The organism is Flavobacterium sp. SH_e (assembly GCF_025717045.1).
In the GTDB taxonomy this organism is placed as follows: Bacteria; Bacteroidota; Bacteroidia; order Flavobacteriales; family Flavobacteriaceae; genus Flavobacterium.
This window is the reverse complement of sequence record NZ_JAOVZN010000002.1, coordinates 361,772-380,992: the sequence shown is the minus strand read 5'-3', so window position 1 is coordinate 380,992 and position 19,221 is coordinate 361,772. Positions and strand designations below refer to the sequence as shown.

The 19,221-nt window shown below is 32.7% G+C and carries 17 protein-coding genes; 8 read left to right on the top strand and 9 right to left on the bottom strand.

Going from position 1 to position 19,221, the window contains the following annotated elements; translation table 11 throughout:
• Positions 1–96 precede the first annotated feature (96 nt).
• Entirely contained in the window at positions 97–258 is a 162-nt protein-coding gene (gene rpmH / locus OD917_RS04725; RefSeq protein ID WP_008464848.1) for a 50S ribosomal protein L34, read from the bottom strand.
• A gap of 168 nt (positions 259–426) precedes the next feature.
• On the opposite strand from rpmH, the gene OD917_RS04720 reads away from it, so the two are divergent.
• Complete coding sequence (locus OD917_RS04720; protein ID WP_011921618.1) at positions 427–942, top strand: hypothetical protein; 516 nt, start codon at positions 427–429, stop codon at positions 940–942.
• A 233-nt stretch (positions 943–1,175) separates the two neighbouring features.
• Here the strand turns inward: OD917_RS04720 and OD917_RS04715 are convergent, their stop codons facing one another.
• Positions 1,176–1,835 carry an alpha/beta hydrolase gene (locus OD917_RS04715; RefSeq protein ID WP_263522392.1) on the bottom strand — a complete coding sequence of 220 codons (660 nt, stop codon included), beginning with the start codon at positions 1,833–1,835 and terminating at the stop codon, positions 1,176–1,178.
• Positions 1,836–2,129: 294 nt separating this feature from the next.
• Here OD917_RS04715 and OD917_RS04710 point away from each other — a divergent pair, with 294 nt between their 5' ends.
• Positions 2,130–2,432 (top strand): GNAT family N-acetyltransferase, encoded by a 303-nt coding sequence (locus OD917_RS04710; protein ID WP_263522391.1) that lies wholly within the window; start codon positions 2,130–2,132, stop codon positions 2,430–2,432.
• Here OD917_RS04710 and OD917_RS04705 read toward each other — a convergent pair.
• The 3 genes from OD917_RS04705 to OD917_RS04695 all read right to left on the bottom strand — a co-directional run bounded on the left by OD917_RS04705 (position 2,429) and on the right by OD917_RS04695 (position 6,901).
• On the bottom strand, positions 2,429–3,859 hold the full coding sequence (locus OD917_RS04705; protein ID WP_263522390.1) for an anion permease: 1,431 nt from the start codon (positions 3,857–3,859) through the stop codon (positions 2,429–2,431). The two genes, OD917_RS04710 and OD917_RS04705, sit on opposite strands and share 4 nt — an antisense overlap.
• Before the next feature lie 19 nt (positions 3,860–3,878).
• Positions 3,879–5,030, bottom strand: coding sequence for a porin (locus OD917_RS04700; RefSeq protein ID WP_111285872.1), 1,152 nt, complete (start codon positions 5,028–5,030; stop codon positions 3,879–3,881).
• A 236-nt stretch (positions 5,031–5,266) separates the two neighbouring features.
• Entirely contained in the window at positions 5,267–6,901 is a 1,635-nt protein-coding gene (locus OD917_RS04695) for an ABC-F family ATP-binding cassette domain-containing protein (protein ID WP_263522388.1), read from the bottom strand.
• 247 nt (positions 6,902–7,148) lie between these two features.
• Between OD917_RS04695 and OD917_RS04690 the strand changes: the two genes are divergently transcribed.
• Positions 7,149–7,592: a PepSY-like domain-containing protein gene (locus OD917_RS04690; RefSeq protein WP_263522387.1), complete on the top strand. Its 444-nt coding sequence runs from the start codon at positions 7,149–7,151 to the stop codon at positions 7,590–7,592.
• A gap of 125 nt (positions 7,593–7,717) precedes the next feature.
• Here the strand turns inward: OD917_RS04690 and OD917_RS04685 are convergent, their stop codons facing one another.
• Positions 7,718–8,893: a GlmU family protein gene (locus OD917_RS04685; protein WP_263522386.1), complete on the bottom strand. Its 1,176-nt coding sequence runs from the start codon at positions 8,891–8,893 to the stop codon at positions 7,718–7,720.
• Between the two features lie 158 nt (positions 8,894–9,051).
• Positions 9,052–9,306 (bottom strand): type B 50S ribosomal protein L31, encoded by a 255-nt coding sequence (locus OD917_RS04680; protein WP_011921626.1) that lies wholly within the window; start codon positions 9,304–9,306, stop codon positions 9,052–9,054.
• A gap of 250 nt (positions 9,307–9,556) precedes the next feature.
• Here OD917_RS04680 and OD917_RS04675 point away from each other — a divergent pair, with 250 nt between their 5' ends.
• The 5 genes from OD917_RS04675 to OD917_RS04655 all read left to right on the top strand — a co-directional run bounded on the left by OD917_RS04675 (position 9,557) and on the right by OD917_RS04655 (position 15,757).
• On the top strand, positions 9,557–10,087 hold the full coding sequence (locus tag OD917_RS04675; protein ID WP_263522385.1) for a DUF4199 domain-containing protein: 531 nt from the start codon (positions 9,557–9,559) through the stop codon (positions 10,085–10,087).
• Positions 10,088–10,095: 8 nt separating this feature from the next.
• Positions 10,096–11,052: a glycosyltransferase family 2 protein gene (locus OD917_RS04670; RefSeq protein WP_263522384.1), complete on the top strand. Its 957-nt coding sequence runs from the start codon at positions 10,096–10,098 to the stop codon at positions 11,050–11,052.
• An 85-nt stretch (positions 11,053–11,137) separates the two neighbouring features.
• The gene (locus tag OD917_RS04665) at positions 11,138–12,865 is read left to right on the top strand and encodes a phospho-sugar mutase (protein WP_263522383.1); all 1,728 of its coding nucleotides are present in this window, start codon (positions 11,138–11,140) and stop codon (positions 12,863–12,865) included.
• A 232-nt stretch (positions 12,866–13,097) separates the two neighbouring features.
• The gene (locus OD917_RS04660) at positions 13,098–14,927 is read left to right on the top strand and encodes an ABC transporter ATP-binding protein (RefSeq protein WP_263522382.1); all 1,830 of its coding nucleotides are present in this window, start codon (positions 13,098–13,100) and stop codon (positions 14,925–14,927) included.
• Positions 14,928–15,055: 128 nt separating this feature from the next.
• Entirely contained in the window at positions 15,056–15,757 is a 702-nt protein-coding gene (locus OD917_RS04655) for a DUF2971 domain-containing protein (protein ID WP_263522381.1), read from the top strand.
• A gap of 183 nt (positions 15,758–15,940) precedes the next feature.
• Here the strand turns inward: OD917_RS04655 and OD917_RS04650 are convergent, their stop codons facing one another.
• Positions 15,941–16,660, bottom strand: coding sequence for a hypothetical protein (locus OD917_RS04650; RefSeq protein ID WP_111285852.1), 720 nt, complete (start codon positions 16,658–16,660; stop codon positions 15,941–15,943).
• A 90-nt stretch (positions 16,661–16,750) separates the two neighbouring features.
• Positions 16,751–19,216 carry a TonB-dependent receptor gene (locus OD917_RS04645; RefSeq protein WP_263522380.1) on the bottom strand — a complete coding sequence of 822 codons (2,466 nt, stop codon included), beginning with the start codon at positions 19,214–19,216 and terminating at the stop codon, positions 16,751–16,753.
• Between the last annotated feature and the right edge of the window lie 5 nt (positions 19,217–19,221).

The window sequence follows — 19,221 nt, the reverse complement described above, 5'->3', positions numbered from 1 at the left end:
TGCTAAAAACTAGAAAGTTGAGAAAATTTTTACCGACAAGGTATAAAAAAAGGCGATACTAAAAAAGTAATCGCCTTATGTATGTTTATACAAACATTATTTTTTGTGTCTAGGCTCGCTAGAAACAGTTAATTTATGTCTTCCTTTTGCTCTTCTACGCGCTAGAACTTTTCTTCCATTCGCAGAAGCCATTCTGTCCATAAATCCGTGCTTATTTCTTCTTTTTCTTTTCGATGGTTGAAATGTTCTTTTGCTCATTGCTTTGTATCTTTAAAAATGGTATCTAATTAACTCTTTATTGGTTTTGGATATCGTTATTCAAAAACCGAGTGCAAATATACAAAGACTTTTTTTTCTGGCAAGTACTTTTATAAAAATATTTTTAATTCCTTTTACTATCTTTGCAATCACAAATTTACATTAATTATGTTTCACAAAAATATTAAACTTATTTTAGCCGGACTTCTTGTAGTGGCGGGCATTTGGCAATTTACAGAAAGTAATATCGGAAATGGAATCTTTCTTATATTATTGACTGCAATTCCAATTTTTCTTTATTTCAAAAACGAATTTATCCTTTTAGCCTTCCTTAAATTAAGAAAACAAGACTTCGAAGGGGCTAATAAATGGTTATCATATATCAAAAATCCAGAAGGTGCATTAGTAAGAAAACAACAAGGATACTTAAATTACTTACAAGGTATCATGTTATCTCAAACGAATATCAACCAAGCTGAGAAACATTTCAAAAAAGCAATCGAACTTGGACTATCAATGGATATGGATTTAGCTGTAGCTAAATTAAACCTTGCAGGAGTAGCTATGTCACGCAGAAGAAAACTTGAAGCCACTAATTTATTAAACGAAGCTAAAAAATTAGACAAACAAGGCATGCTGAAAGAGCAAATCTCTATGATGAAAGAACAAATGAAGAAAATCTAATTTTCTTAAATTATAATATTGAAAATCCCAAATTCTAAAAAAGAGCTTGGGATTTTTTATTTTAGATTGTTGAGTTTAGATTTTAACTCTAAACTTTCTTTTAGTCTGTCATCCTGAGGAACGAAGGATCACACTAGAAATTCCACACAGAGAATCACTAATCTTTGTCAAGTTACAAGTGTGATCCTTCGTGCTTCAGGATGACAAAACTATATGCGTAAAAAATTGAAATTTTAATCTTCCAAAATAATCGAAGGCAAATTCTCATTCAGCCATTTGTATTTATTCAGAATCATAATATGCGTCCCTCCTTTAACTAAAATGCATTTATCAATGTATTTTATTGGAAAAACATCATCTTTATCTCCGTGAATATGCACTACATTTTCGTCAATTTTATCTCGCTCCCACAGAATTACACTTTCTACAGCCCATTGCAGATAACCTAAATCACGAACAGATAAAAATTTCTCATATAATTTGATTCGTTTATTGACTTTTTCGCCAAATGAAAATTTAGCTAGTTTCTCAATATTAAGAATCAACTGCATTGGAATAAGTTTATAAGCTTTTGTCTTCTTCCCTATTTTCATTCTTCTCGGAAATTCCAAATTGCTTTTTACACTCGATATAATAATGACTTTACGTGCTTTTATATGTTTCGAAATTTCCTGAACTAGAATTCCACCAAAAGAAACCCCAACTAAAACAGGATTTTCGTCTTTTATGTTTTTACTAATTCGAAGTGCATAATCAGATAAAGATTCTTTTGGCTTCGGGATTTCCCATTCCAAAAGATGCATTTCAAAAATATTTTCATCCAATTTTATTCTTTCAAAAATAGACGAACTTGCTGCCAGACCCGGCATAAAATAAACTGGAATTTTACTCATAACATTAAAATGAAATTACCATTACGACATTTATTTTAAAAAAAATAAAGTTACTTTATTTACTGTCATGGCAATCAAATTTCAGACCTAATTATTGCTTCCAATCGAAAAAATATAAACTCAGAAACAATAGCTTAAAGTTTATAGCTGCAAAAAATAATTTAATATTGAAAATCAAATGATTACCTTTGCATTTCGAAATATTTCTTGATTTAAAACCTTATAAAGAATTTTCTTTCAATACTATTTCCGGCTCCAAATTCACTATTTACCAATAACCTAACAAGAATTACGATGGAAACTTCTGTAACTATGGAAATTAAAGACAACACTTTTGCTCGCCAATTTGAAACTGTTATCCCTGAAGGAATGTTAGCAGTTGAATATCAATTTCAAGAGAAAAAAATCTTCTTAACCAAAATCAACAAGCCTGATTCATACGAGAACGAAGATATCATCAACACTTTACTCAAAAATATTTTAGATTTAAGTTCTGAAAAAAATTATCGAGTAGTTCCAATTCATCCAAAAATTGTTTCGTTTTTCAAAAAAAACCCAAAATATAAAGAATTACTTCCTCCAGGAATTAGAATTTAAAAATATCCAATAATTCGGAGCCATAATCCTCCAATTACCATATAAATAAAGAGCATAATCAATCCCGTTATAAGCCCTTTGACCCACCAGCTCTTTAGGTCAACGTAGCCGCTCCCGAAAAATACGGGTGCCGGTCCGTGACCATAATGCGTTAATGTTCCGTAAAGCGAACCTATAAATCCTAGCATAAACGCTAATAACAATCCCGGAATTCCAAGCGAAATACCAACACCAAGTAGCGCCGCATACATTGCCGCAACGTGTGCAGTTGCACTTGCGAAAAGATAATGGCTAAAGAAATAAACTAAAATAATAATCGGGAAAGCCATTTGCCAGCTTAATCCGCCAATTTGTGCTTTTACCAAATCGCTAAACCACGCTATAAAACCTAATTCGTTAAGCGAACTGGCCATCATTACTAAAACAGAAAACCAAACAATTGTATCCCAAGCTCCTTTTTCAGCTTTAACATCTTCCCAAGTTAAAACTGAAGTTAAAAGCAGAATTACCAACCCAATAAAAGCTGTCGAAGTAGCATCTATAGAAAGCAAATCTCCTGTCATCCAAAGAAAAAGAAGAATAAAAAACGTCAACAGCATCATCCATTCGTTTCTTGTTATTGCTCCCATTTCTTTTAATTTTTGCATGGCAAGCTGTGGCGCATCACCTGTTTTTTTTAATTCTGGCGGATAAATTTTGTACAGCACAAACGGAATGACAAAAAAAGCACATAAACCTGGAACAATCGCTGCGGCTGCCCATGACATCCAACTTATTTTTATTCCGAGATTAAGCGCAAACTTTTGGCACATCGGGTTACTTGCTGTTCCTGTTAAAAACATAGAAGAAGCGATCAAGTTCATATTATAACTATTCAACGTTAAATATGCTCCTAATTTTCTATGCGTTTCAGGCTGATCTGGCATCGAACCAAAACTCATCGACATTGATTTCATAATTGGATAAACAATTCCTCCTCCTCTAGCCGTATTACTTGGAACAGCTGGCGCTAAAACCAAATCTGCCAATCCTAAACCATAAGCCAATCCTAAAGAACTTTTTCCGAATATTTTTATGAATAAAAAAGCAATTCTGTTTCCGAGACCTGTTTTTATAAATCCTCTCGCAATGAAAAATGAAATTCCGATAAGCCAAATTACTTTATCTCCAAATCCCTTTAATGCCAATGTTATTGATTTTCCTGGATCTCCAGGAGCCAAAACCTGAGACATTGCAGTTAAGGCAATCGCAATCATGCACATCGTTCCCATCGGAGCCGCTTTTAAGATGATTCCTAAAATAGTAGCCACGAAAATGGCAAATAAATGCCACGCTTCTATCACAACACCTTCTGGAGCTGGAATAAACCAAATGGCAATTAAAACTGCCAGCGTAATCAGAGTTTGGGGAATTTTTACTTCTTTCATAAAACAAAAATTAAGTGAATTAAATTCTGAGCTGTAACTGAATTAAAAATAAATTATCATTATAGGTTGTTGTATCTGGGATGCTTCTATCAAAACGATCAATTTCAAATCCCAATTCAATACGACCTGTATAAGATTTTCCGAATTCTAAACTGACCATTGGCGTGTAAGTCGTGCGCACATTTGAATCAACCTTGAAACTTGGATCAAAAGTTTCATAACGGCAAGAGAATTCTAGAGCTGTAAGTTTATTGTAATTTACCACATATCTAAAATTGGGCAGAAAATAAATGCCTCGCATTACATAATCGGCAACATTAGCTGTTCGGCTGTCAACTGGCAAAGAATAATATAAATTATGGTTTGTTCCTTGTTTGTATTCTATCTGTAAATCAAAACTAAGTTTATCTGTTACTTTAAAATCACTGGTTATATCTGCTCCAATAGCAAAAACATCTTCTTTAAAAACCTTTCCGAAACCAGCATTTAAACCAAGATTAATTTTATGCGCTTTTGATAATCCTAAAACCCATCTTGAAGAAAATTGCTTTCCGTTGTCTTTATCCATTTCTTGGTTTTTTCCATTTCCATTTAAAACCGAAACAGCATAATTCACTGGAATTTTGCCAACATCAAAAGCCCCAGTTGCCGACGCTCCAATTTGAAAACTCGTCCATCCATTTTTTCCGAATTCATAATATTGATTCGAAAAATCAAATGACTTAATAATGTCAACCGGAACAAGCTCTTCAATACCAAAAGCTGGTCGGAATTGTCCTCCTGTTAATGCAATATATTTATTGAAAGTATATTTTCCGTAGGCATTTTCAAGAACTTTACCTTTTGTATCTGACTTAAAATCTGCCAAATTGACTAAAATCACAATTTCTGTAGTTTCACTCAATTTCGTATTTAAACCAACACGCATTCTTTTTATATCGAAAGAACTCTGCGTTACGTCTCCTGTGGAATGATGCATTCCCAAAACATCTACATTATCTCCAAAACTTTCCAGATATCTTGCCTGAAGAAGTCCTTTTAATTGAAACTGCGGATATTTTTCCTCTTTTTTTATTGTATCAGCACCCTGATTTACATCTCCTTGTGCATATAAAAAAATTGGACTTATAAAAAACAGAAATACGATTGTAAATAGTAGACTTTTTCTCATAGACTTCAAATAAATAAAACACTATTTTTTGTACTGATTTAAAAATCAGTTTTTTACTTTTTGAGATCAAATAACTAACTGCTTAGAGTCAACGCGAAATGGGAATACTAAAATAACAAAAAAAGATTCTTTCTGTAAAAAAAATTGCATTAAAATAGTGTTATCAAAACAAAATATTATAAAAAAAAAGGCACAAGATTGAACTTATGCCTTTTTTTTAATTTATAATTGAAATATTATTTCTCTATCTCTCTCATAGAATCCATTTTCTTATGTGCCAAGAAACCTGCCACATCTTCAAAATGTTCTTTTACTCTTTTATTTCCGAATTCAAAAACTTTAGTTGCTAAACCATCAAGAAAATCACGGTCGTGAGAAACTAGAATTAAAGTTCCGTCAAAATCACGAAGAGCATCTTTAATAATATCTTTAGTTTTCATATCCAAGTGATTCGAAGGCTCATCCAGAATTAATAAGTTAACTGGCTCCAACAATAATTTGATCATTGCCAAACGTGTTTTCTCTCCTCCTGAAAGCACTTTTACTTTCTTCGTAATATCATCCCCTTGGAACATGAATGCTCCTAAGATATTTTTGATTTGAGTTCTAATGTCTCCAACCGCAATACTATCAATAGTTTCAAAAATTGTAGCATTTTCATCTAATAAAGCAGCTTGATTTTGAGCAAAATATCCAATCTGAGCATTATGACCAATTTCTACACTTCCAGAATCAACGCCGATTTCTTTCATAATCGCTTTAATCATTGTCGATTTTCCTTCACCATTTTTCCCAACAAAAGCCACTTTCTGTCCACGCTCAATTACAATATTTGCATCTTTAAATACAACATGATCTCCGTACGCTTTAGACATTTCTTTTACAATAACAGGATATTGACCAGAACGTGCCGCAGGTGGAAATTTTAGTCGCAATGCCGAAGTATCTACTTCATCAACCTGAACAATCTCTAATTTTTCTAACATTTTCACACGAGACTGAACCGCATCTGTTTTAGAAAACGTTCCTTTGAAACGCTCAATAAAAGCACGATTTTCTGCAATCATTTTTTGCTGCTCATCGTATGCTTTTTGCTGATGAATTCTACGATCTTTTCTTAATTCTAAGTAATGAGAATATTTTGCTTTATAATCGTAAATTCTTCCCATCGTAACTTCGATAGTTCTGTTTGTAATGTTATCTACAAACGCTCTATCGTGCGAGATTACCACAACAGCTTTAGCCTGATTCAATAAGAACTCTTCTAACCATTGAATACTTTCGATATCCATGTGGTTGGTAGGCTCATCAAGCAAAATCAAATCTGGCTTTCTTAAAAGAATTTTAGCCAATTCGATACGCATTCTCCATCCTCCTGAAAATTCAGAAGTCTGGCGTCCAAAATCTTCACGTTCAAAACCTAAACCAACTAATATTTTCTCAACTTCAGCTTCGTAATTTACTTCTTCGATCGCATAAAATTTCTCACTTAAGTCAGATACTCTTTCGATCAATTTCATGTATTCGTCACTTTCATAATCTGTACGAACTGTCAATTGCTCATTGATTTCGTCGATTTCAGCTTTCATTGTAAAAATCTCACTGAACGCTTTTGATGCTTCTTCCATAACCGTCGCACCATCTTCAGTAAGTAAATGCTGTGGCAAATAAGCGATTACAGCTTCTTTTGGAGCAGAAATACTTCCAGTTGAAGGTTTGTTTACACCAGCAATTATTTTTAAAAGTGTCGATTTTCCCGCACCATTTTTACCCATAAGGGCAATTTTATCATTTTCATTAATAGCAAAAGAAACATCGCTAAAAAGTGTAGTTCCACCAAACTGAACCGAAATATCGTTAACTGTAATCATTTGTCTTTGTTAATTTGTTTAATCGGTTAATCGTTTATTTGACTACCCATTTTTTTTTCGTGCTGCAAAGATAGATTTAATTAGATAATGTGCCAATTTGATAATTAGATAATTTTGAGAATCTGTTAATTTGAAAATGTGACAATTAGATAATTATTCAAACCCGCAGAAAATGAAACCTGACAGATTTTATTCAATTTCAAAATTTTAATCTTATATTGTATAAGAATTTAAAAATCAGCAAAATATGAAAGCGAAATTAAAACTAACCGTTTACTTAATCGCAGGATTACTATTTGGACTTTCTGTGAATGCTCAAAAAACTGTAATAAAAAAAGAAGCGCTTCCAGCAAACGCACAAACATTCTTAAAAACTCATTTTGGATCTAAAAAACCGAGCTATATCTTAGAAGACAAAGAAATTCTTTCTACAGAATACAAAGTTCAGTTTGATAATAAAATCGAAATTGAATTTGACAAAAAAGGAAATTGGAAAGAAGTGGACGCCAAAACTGGCAAAGTCCCAAAATCTATTGTTCCAAAAAAAATTGCTTCTTATATAAAAGAAAATTTTCCTAAAGAAGACGTAACCAAAATAGAAATTGAATCTTCTGGTTATGAAACAAAACTAACCAATGGTTTAGAATTAAAATTCAATATGAAAGGAGATTTTATCAAGATTGACAAATAAGTTGAATTAGAAAATGTGTCAATTAGAAAATTCTCTAAAACCTTAAAATAACAAACCCGACAGGTTTTTAGAACCTGTCGGGTTTGCAAAAAATTATCTAATTTTCAAATTGACTAATTATCTAATTAGTCCTTTCTCCATTTTTTAGTTTCTTCAAAAATGTGTTCCATAATTGCAGCTTCAGTTGCGTCGAACTCTATATTTCTTCGGCTCATCACTAATCTTGCAGTTTCAAACGCTTTTTTAGTTACATAAGTTGTAAATCCAGCCGCGCCGCCCCAAGAAAAACTAGGAACAAAGTTGCGAGGAAATCCGCTTCCAAAAATATTTGCACTTACACCAACAACTGTTCCTGTATTAAACATTGTATTGATTCCGCATTTACTGTGGTCTCCCATCATTAAACCACAAAACTGAAGTCCTGTTTTTGCAAAACCCTCCGTTTCGTAGCTCCATAATTTCACCTCTTCGTAATTGTTTTTCAGATTAGAATTGTTTGAATCTGCTCCAATATTACACCATTCTCCTAAAACAGAATCACCCAAAAATCCTTCATGACCTTTGTTTGAATTAGCAAAAAGAACTGAGTTTTTAACCTCGCCTCCTATTCTAGATCCTGGCCCAACTGTTGTTGCACCATAAACTTTGGCAGACATTTTCACCATAGCATTTTCGCATAAAGCAAATGGTCCGCGAATTACAGTTCCTTCCATAATTTCAGTATTCTTACCTATATATATAGGACCTGTTGAAGCATTTAGAGTTACAAACTCTAATTTTGCCCCTTCTTCGATAAAAATATTTTCTGGCGAAATTACATTTACGCTTTTAGGAATAGGCTGCGACGTGCGGTCTTCCGTCAGATATTTAAAATCTTGGCGAATTGCTGCATCATTTTTAGAGAAAATATCCCAAGTATGCTCAATAGTTATACAATCTTCATTGTATGGAATAATTTCGTAAGAATCAAAATCGACTTCTTCTTGGTTTTCATTTGTAAAAAATGCGATTACATCTTCACCTTTAAAAATCGCCTGATTTTCTGTTAAATTAGAAACCATCTCAGCAAGAGTATCATTTGGCAAATATGCTGCATTGATCATTACGTTTTCTTCCATTTCAACCATTGGGAATTTTTCAGACAAATATTCCTCTGTAATAGTGGTAATTGTAGATCCAAGATATTTTTCCCATTTCTGGCGAATCGTCATAATTCCAACTAGAATATCTGCAACTGGTCTCGTAAAAGTAAAAGGTAATAAAGCATTCCGAACGGGGCCGTCGAAAAGAATGTAGTTCATAAATAATTGAGTTTATTAAAAATTAGTTTGGTTACCTGCCCCAAAGTTACAAATATTTATCTGGTTTCATAAAATGCCATTTTAATGATAAGCATAATTTAACGCATAAAAAAAGCCTCCCAGAGCGGAAGGCTTTTGTACTTAAAGAAAAACAGCTATTATTTTTTAGCGTGTTTTGCATATTTAGTTTTGAATTTATCAATACGTCCTGCAGTATCGATAAGTTTAGATTTACCAGTATAAAAAGGGTGAGATGTTCTAGAAATCTCCATTTTTACAACTGGATACTCAACTCCGTCAACTTCAATTGTTTCTTTTGTATCTGCAGTAGATTTAGTGATAAAAACGTCATCATTAGACATGTCTTTAAATGCAACTAATCTGTAATTTTCTGGGTGAATTCCTTTTTTCATCTTTTCTTTTATTTATTGTTTTTAGAGCATTTTTATTTTGAAGCTTTCTCATGGTTAGAAAAAGGTGTAAACAACTCTACTCTTTTTTTGTTTAAAAATTTAATTATTTTTGAGTGTGCAAATTTACAATTCTTTTTTAATAAACAAATACTTAGCTCACTTTTTTTTAGTTTATTTCGAAAAGCTTTTTTTATATCCGATTATAGTGGGAATTACTATATTTGTGGATTAATTTTAAACATATAGAAATATGATTAATGAAGTTATAAAAAAGAATGGAGTTACATACGGTGTAATGATCGGAATTGCATCTGCTTTGGTTACCGCTACAATCTATGCTATTGATTTAAACTTATTTACAGCTTGGTGGATGGGAATACTAGGAATTGTAATAAGTATTACAATTAGCATCATTTTACTTTCTAAAACCAAGAAAGAATTAAATGGCGTTTTTCCTTTTAAAGATGCTTTTACTACTTATTTTATAGCTGCAGTAATTGGTATTTTAATATCTACAACTTTTAACATTGTACTTTTTAATGTAATTGATCCAGGCGCAAAGGAGACTTTGAACGAAATTATGATCAAATATACTGTTGGTATGATGCAGAAATTTGGCACACCAGCCTCAGCAATTAATGAAGCTGTTGCTAAGATGAAAGAAAGCAGTCCTTATTCTACATTCGAATTATTAAAAGGATCTATTTTTGCAATCGTAATTAGTGCCATTTTTGGATTAATTTTCGCAGCATTTTTCAAAAGCAAATCTACACAAGAATAAAACTATAAATGAATTTATCTATACTTATACCGCTTCTAAACGAGGAGGAATCACTTAAAGAACTCTATGCTTGGATCATTAAAGTGATGCAATCTAATAATTACTCTTATGAAATCATTTTTGTAGATGATGGTAGTACAGATAGTTCTTGGCAAATTATTGAAGGTTTTTCTAATGAAAATCCGAATGTAAAAGGCATTCGTTTCATGAAAAACTTTGGTAAATCTCAGGCTTTGCATGCTGGTTTTGCAAAAGCAAAAGGTGATGTTATTATCACAATGGATGCTGATTTACAAGACAGCCCAGATGAAATCCCTGAATTGTATGAAATGATTACAGCTCAAAAATATGATTTGGTTTCTGGCTGGAAAAAGAAACGTTACGATTCTGTTGTAGCTAAAAATCTTCCTTCAAAATTATTTAACTGGGCGGCTAGAAAAACTTCGGGCGTTGAATTAAATGATTTTAACTGCGGATTAAAAGCTTACAAAAATGTCGTAGTTAAAAACATCGAAGTTTCTGGTGAAATGCACCGATATATTCCTGTTTTGGCGAAAAATGCTGGATTTGGAAAAATTGGCGAAAAAGTAGTCATTCACCAAGCTAGAAAATATGGTGAAACTAAATTCGGAATGGAGCGTTTTATAAACGGTTTTCTGGATTTAATTACCATTTGGTTTTTATCAAGATTTGGAAAAAGACCGATGCACTTATTTGGTTTTATTGGTTCAATAATGTTTATCATCGGTTTTTTATCGGCTGGATATATTGGGGTGTCAAAACTGTATCATATGTATAATGGTATGAAATATAGTTTGGTCACCAATAACCCTTGGTTTTATATTGCACTAACAACAATGATCTTAGGAACTCAGCTTTTCTTGGCTGGATTTTTAGGAGAAATTATTTTAAGAACCAAAAACAATGAAGAACGATATAAAGTAGCACGCGAAGTAAATTTTTGACACCAATCAGGAAAAAAAAATCTTTTTGAGTCAAATTAACTTTTACTGAAAAACTATCTTTATTAAAACATAAAAAATAGTACACATGAACATAGCACCTAATATTTTAAGCGCTGTAAACGAATGGCTGACACCAACTTTCGATCAAGAAACGCAGGCTGCAGTTAAAGAATTAATGACAACTTCTCCAAAAGAACTTGAAGAAAGTTTCTACAAAAACTTAGAATTTGGTACTGGAGGTATGAGAGGTGTTATGGGAGTTGGAAACAACCGAATTAACAAATACACACTTGGAAAAAACACTCAAGGATTATCTGATTATCTGCATGAAGTTTTTCCAAATGAACCTTTAAAAGTAGTTATTGCTTACGATTGCCGTCATAACAGTAACACTTTAGCAAAAGTGGTAGCTGATGTTTTCTCTGCAAATGGTATTCAAGTTTATTTGTTTTCTGATTTAAGACCAACACCAGAATTATCTTTTGCTCTTAAATATTTAAAATGTCAATGCGGAATTGTTTTAACAGCTTCTCATAATCCGCCAGAATATAATGGCTACAAAGTATATTGGCAAGATGGCGGACAAATTGTTCCTCCGCAAGACAAAGAAATTGTCAATGTAATTGAAGCTTTAAGCTATGACAAAATCAAATTCAACGCAAACGAAAGTTTAATTCAGTATATCGACACTGAAATTGATAAAGCTTTTATAAAATCATCAATCGAAAACGCAAGTTTCAATACTCCTGCTGAAGCAAAAGACAATCTTCATATTGTTTTCACTTCATTGCACGGAACTTCTATTAAATCTGTTCCAGACGTTTTAGCGCAAGCTGGTTATAAAAACGTTCACATTGTGCCAGAACAAGCAGTTCCTGATGGAGATTTCCCAACTGTAAAATCACCAAATCCAGAAGAACCAGAAGCTTTAACAATGGCTTTAGCTTTAGCTGACAAAACAAATTCTGATATTGTTGTTGGAACAGATCCTGACTGCGACCGTTTAGGTGTTGCTGTTCGTGATAACGACGGTAAAATGATTTTACTTAACGGAAACCAAACTATGGTTCTAATGACTTCTTTCCTTTTGAAACAATGGAAAAAAGCAGGAAAACTTAATGGTAAACAATTCGTAGGTTCTACAATTGTATCGACTCCAATGATCATGGAATTGGCAACTAGCTATGGCGTTGAATGCAAAGTTGGTTTAACAGGATTCAAATGGATTGCTAAAATGATCAAAGATTTTCCTGAACTTCAATTTATTGGTGGTGGTGAAGAAAGTTTCGGATTTATGGTTGGAGACGCAGTTAGAGATAAAGATGCAGTTGCTGCTACTTTATTAATATGCGAAGTTGCTGCTCAGGCAAAAGCTACAGGTAGTTCAGTTTACAAAGAGCTTTTACAACTTTATGTTGAAAACGGTTTCTATAAAGAATTCTTAGTTTCTTTAACTAAAAAAGGAATGGAAGGTTTAGAAGAAATCAATCAGATGATGGTTAACTTACGTGAAAATCCTCTGAAAGAAATCAACGGACAAAGAGTGATTATGGTCGAAGATTATCAATCATCTACAGCTTTGAATTTATTGACAAACGAAGAATCAATAATGGATATGCCGAAATCTAATGTATTAATTTATTATACAGAAGATGGTTCTAAAATTTGTGCAAGACCAAGTGGAACTGAGCCAAAAATTAAATTCTATATCAGCGTAAATGCTGAAATCGAATCGGTTTCAGATTTTGATGAAGCAGAAAAATTCTTAGATAAAAAAATACAAAACATCATTGCAGACATGCAATTGAATTAAAATCTGAATATATGCAATTTTGCAGATTGTACGCAAAATTAGCAAGTTCGATATCTTTGAACTCTGATTTACAATCTTGAAAGTAAATCAGAGTTTTTTTTATAAAAAAAACTAAAAAGAAATTGAAAACACCTCAATTGGATTAATTTTGTGCAGTAAAAATTGCGTGCTCAAATAATTTCAATACTGAGAAACGCTATCGCATTAAAAGAAAATAATATCAAAAAAATAAATGAGTAATTTCAAAAAAATAGTTCCTTTTATATACCCGTATAAAAAATACGCATTCCTAAATATCTTTTTCAATATTTTGTATGCGCTTTTCAGCACACTTTCGTTTGTTGCTTTAATTCCAATGCTTCAGGTATTATTTGAAAAAGGAAAAAAAGTCGAAATAGAGCCAGTTTATCAAGGTATTTTTAAAATTAAAGAATATGCCGAAGACTATTTAGCCTATTATATTACAACTGCGCAGCAAAACCATGAACCAGGTTACGTTTTATCTGTAATGGTAGCCATCATCATTTCTATTTTCTTACTAAAAAACTTAGCCGATTATTTAGCAATGTTTTTTATCAATTTCTTGAGAAATGGTGTTTTAAAAGATATGCGAAATGCCTTGTATAAAAAAACGCTAGAGCTTCCTTTGGCTTTTTATTCTGAAAAAAGAAAAGGAGACGTAATTTCTAGAATTTCTGCTGACGTAAATGAGGTCCAAAACTCATTTTTAGCTATTTTAGAGCTTATTGTAAAAGAGCCGTTAACGATTATTTTTACGATAACCACTATGCTTATCATCAGCGCTAAGCTGACTTTATTTGTTTTCATTTTTATTCCAGTTTCTGGATATATCATTTCATTGATTGGAAAACAGCTTAAAAAACAATCAACCAAAGCTCAAGAAGAGCAAGGAAGATTTCTATCTACAATTGAAGAAACAATTGGCGGATTAAAAGTTGTGAAAGGTTACAATTCTGAAAACTATTTCAATACTGTTTTTAGAAACTCTACAGAACGTTTTTTTACTCTATCAAATAGTATTGGAAACCGTCAAAACTTGGCTTCCCCTGCCAGCGAATTTATGGGAATTACTGTAATCGCTATTTTGCTTTGGTATGGAGGTCAAATGGTTTTGATTGATAAAACTTTACAAGGTGCAGCATTTATTGCTTACATGGGATTAGCATACAACATTCTGACTCCTGCAAAAGCCATTTCTAAAGCTTCTTATGGAGTAAAAAGAGGAAATGCCGCCGCAGAACGTGTTCTCGAAATCTTAGAACAAGAAAACACTATTGTTTCTAAAGAAAATGCAATTGAGAAAACAACTTTTGACAACAATATCAGCGTTCAAAATGTGAACTTTAAATACGAAGAAGAAACTGTCCTTAAAGACTTTTCTCTTCAAATTAAAAAAGGACAAACTGTTGCACTTGTTGGACAATCTGGAAGCGGAAAAAGTACTATAGCCAATTTATTGACTCGTTTTTATGATGTTAATGACGGTTCTATTTCGATTGACGGAATCAATATTAAAGACATGAATTTACAATCGCTTCGTAGTTTGATGGGATTGGTAACACAAGACAGTATTTTATTTAATGACACGATTAAAGCAAACATCGCTTTAGGAAAATTAGACGCTACTGATGACGAAATTATCGAAGCCCTTAAAATTGCTAATGCTTATGAGTTTGTAAAAGATCTTCCGCAAGGAATCTATACTAATATTGGAGACAGCGGAAACAAACTTTCTGGAGGTCAAAAACAACGTTTATCAATCGCTCGTGCCGTATTGAAAAATCCACCGATTATGATTTTAGACGAAGCAACTTCAGCATTAGATACAGAAAGTGAAAAATTTGTTCAGATTGCTCTTGAAAACATGATGCAAAACAGAACTTCAATCGTAATTGCACACCGTCTTTCTACTATTCAAAAAGCAGACGTGATTGTTGTAATGCAAAAAGGAAAAATAGTTGAACAAGGAACGCACGAAGAATTAATCGCACTCAACGGAACTTACAATAAACTGGTAACGATGCAGTCTTTCGAATCTTAAGAAGCGCATCCATCCAAATTAATTTACACAGATTAAGGAAATATTAAAACTCAGTTTAATTTCTTTAATCTGTGTTTATTTTTATAACTTTAGGTTAGTTAAAGAATAAATCATTTAACCTCACAAAAATGTATCTTAACAACCCAAACATCACACTTCCTGACGACCCTGATACCGTTGTATGGAAATATCTGGATTTATCAAAATTTTTGGATTTACTGCTTTCGAAGAAATTATTCATGTCGCGTTCAGACAAGTTTGAAGATCAATACGAAGGCACTTTCAGCGAACCTACTTTTGAAGAAATTAAAAAGCTAGCCATTGACAATCCGGACTTTTTGAATTACTACAAAACACATCGCGAGCAGGTTGCGATAAGCAGCTGGCATATTAATGAATATGAATCTTTTGCGATGTGGCAGATTTTCACTCAAAATAGCGAAGGCTTAGCAATTCAATCAACTATTGGAAGATTGCAGAAAGCATTAAAACCAGAAAATAATTTTGACCAATATATTGGCGAAGTAAATTACATCGACTACAAAAAAGAATATATTCCGTTTGATGATTTGTTTTTTCCCTTTTTATTTAAACGAAAAAGCTTTCAATACGAACGCGAAGTCCGCATTATTACCGACACTTCAAAAAGTGACATAAAACTAAATGACGGACTAAAAATCAATGTAGATATCAATCAATTGATTGAAAAAATATATATTCATCCAAAATCTGAAAACTGGTATAAAAAACTCGTAATCGAACTGGTTGAGCGTTTGGATTTTGGCTTCGAAATCGAAAAATCAGATTTAGAAAGTGATATATTGATTTAAATGTGCTAAGGTTCTGAGCCTCTAAGGAGCTAAGTTTTTTTAATCTTTGTACATAAAAAATAAGCCCTGCTGAAAATTATATTTCAGCAGGGCTTTTATAATATGATACTCGAGAAGACTTATTATCAAAAGCTAAAAAAAACTTAGAATCTTAGCCTCTCAAAACCTTAGTGTCTTAGAAACTCAAATAGGTTTATAACTCTTCACTTCCCATTTTTTAGAAGCCAAATCTATATAATTATAGTGCAAAACATCGCTTTTATCAAACTGACCATTTTGGTTAGTATCTTCAATTGTTCTAAAATAAAGACGGTTTTTTGATTCAATTAAACTCCAATCTACCAATTCTTCTAAATCAGCTGAGACTTTTGTGAAGTTTTCTCCGCTGATATCGCTTAAATACAAAGTTTTAATATCACTTGTATCTATTTTACCATCTTTGTTGGTATCAGAATCTGTCAGTGTGTAAACCATAACATTATTATGAGTTTTATCTGCAACAGGTTTTAAATAAGTTGCTGTTAAAATCAAAATTGGTTTATCTGACAAAGGACGAATAGAATCTGAATCTACTTTTTGAAATTTTAAATTCTGAAGATATCCTGTAATTTCATATTCTCCTAAATTAGAAATCGTAAAACTTACATCATTCACGCTCGAAGAACCAAATCTAGCCTTAGAACCCCTTTCATAAACTCTTAAATCGCCAACTGGATGAATTAAATAATTAGTCCCTTCAAGCTGAATTGGCAAATCGGCGATTTCAATTTGAGTCGTATCTGTTTTAGTAATACTTACTTTATTTGAAGCACCGTAGCTTACTTTTGGTTTTTGAACTTCTTCTCGGCAGCTAATTACTGTTCCGACAAGTATTAGGGCGATATATTTAAAATACTTTTTCATCTACAATGGTTATATACGATTACCAAATATACTATTTTTGATTGTAATTTTTGTTTTTATTGAATTTTACTAGTTTCATAACGAAGCAAATTATAACCTCGCATTTATCTTAACGTTAAAAACTCTCGAAGTCATATAATTTGGAATCGCATATTGATTTTTAGAATACACATCACGAACCCAAGTATTAGTAATCGCATTTTGATTATTGAAAAGATTAAAGATTTCTAGACCTAACGATAGTTCTTTAAATTTTTTCAGCCAACCCGTTTTTGTATTTTGTGTACTGCCGTCTACAAAAACTTTTGCAAAACCAATATCTGCTCTTCTATAATCGTTCAATCTGTTTTGGTATAAGTATGGATCTGAGTAAGCTGGCGCACCACCTGGCAAACCTGTATTGTAGACTAAATTCAAATATACTTTCACACTTGGAATGTTCGGCATATAATCTTGAAACAATATAGCAAATTTCAAACGCTGATCTGTTGGACGTGCAATATAACCTTTGTCTTCGTAATTTTCCTCGGTTTTCAAATAGCCAAAACTTACCCAAGATTCTGTTCCAGGCACAAATTCGCCATTCAATCTAAAATCCAAACCTTGTGCATAAGCTTTTGCATTATTATTGGCAACGTAGCGAATACGAACATTATCGATCGAATACACGTTGACATCTGAAAGTGATTTATAATAAAGTTCCGTAACCCATTTAAAAGGGCGATTCCACATTTTGAAATTATAGTCATTTCCTAAAACGACGTGAATTGCTTCCTGCGCTTTCACATTTGGATTTACAACGCCGTCTAAATCTCGTAATTCTCTATAAAACGGTGGCTGATGATACAATCCTACTGAAATCCTAAAAACCATATCACGATCCCAAGCTGGTTTTATAGCAAATTGTGCTCGCGGACTTACTACAAATTGTGTTTTTCCTTCCTCTAAAGCTCCAGAAACATTCCAACCTTGAAAACGAGCACCCAAATGATACCAAATTCGGCTTGAGCCAATTTCAGATTGTTTGTTCCATTGGGCATAACCAGAGAATCTATTTATCGTATTAAAGTTTGTTGCTCGTATATTTTGATAAGGTAAAAGTGGACCTGTATAAGGTGTATATGGCTGATTATTTTCTGGCAAGATAACTAAAGGTGGATTTATTGAAAATCCTGCAGAATCGATTACTTCCCACTCCACTACTCGATCTCGGATAGATTCTCTTGTATATTTTAAACCAAATTCCAACTGACTTTCTTTCCAATCTTTAGTACCTTTCAATTCGATATTAGCAATTAAAGCATCCAAATCATTTCTTGCATGATTTAATTGAGAACCAATTCCGCGAGTAAAATCAACTGAAGAGGCATCTCCTGAATCTTCAGAATTTACATTTCCTAAACGATATTGCGCCAAAATATCGAAATGCTCTTTTTCTGTGGTATGGAATAAAGAACCAATTAATTTTAAAGTCAGTGTCGGCGAAGCTTTATAAGTGGTTTTTAAAGCTCCGAAATAAGTATCGTATTGATCTTTTTCCCGTCCGTCATAATAAACTGAAAGTGCCATTGGCTGATCTAAAGTCCCAAAATTAGTTTGGCGAACCAAAGGCTGATAGGAATATTTATTCTGAGAAATATTTCCTAAAAAGCTCATTTGCCATTTTTCAGAAATATCATAATTTATATTTGTCTGAACATCTGCAAAAGTTGGTTTGTAATTCGTTTGAGTATCTTGGCTATTTACCAAAAGGCTATTGTTTCTATAACGCACTCCAGTTACTGCAGACCATTTTTTGTTTTTCGAAACCAAATCGACCGCAGCGCTTCCTCCTAAAAAACTTGCTTCAAAAGCAGCGCCAAAATGAGTTGGTTTTCTATAAGTAATATCCAAAACAGAAGATAATTTATCTCCAAACTTCGCTTGAAATCCACCTGCAGAAAATTCAACGTTTTGAACTAAATCTGTATTGGTAAAACTCAAACCTTCTTGCTGTCCCGAACGAATCAAAAACGGACGATACACTTCTACTTCATTTACATAAACTAGGTTTTCGTCATAGTTTCCGCCACGAACCATATATTGTGTGCTCAGTTCGTTATTTGAATTTACCCCTGGAAGTGTTTTCAAAACATTTTCAATTCCGGCATTGGCACCTGGAATTTTCTTTATTGTTTCTGTATCAATCGTTGCAATTCCTTGAACTCTTTTTCGATTACCCGAAGAAACAAAAACTTCTCCCATTTGTTCCTGTGAATTATTCATTATCGGATTAAAAACAAAAACTTCATTTGTTTTCAAGCTAACCGTCAAACTCATCATTTTTAAAGAAACGTGGGTAAATATCAGCGAAACTTTTTTGTTTGATGGAACTTCAATTTCATAAAAACCATTCAAATCTGATTGCACTGATGTTCCTTGCGAAGAAATATTCACACTCGGAACAGGATGTTTATCTGCATCTAAAATCACTCCTTTTATACGAGCATTCTGAGCTAGTACAATACAGCTAAAAAACGAAAAAAGAAAAACGAATATAAACCTATTATACTTCAAAGATT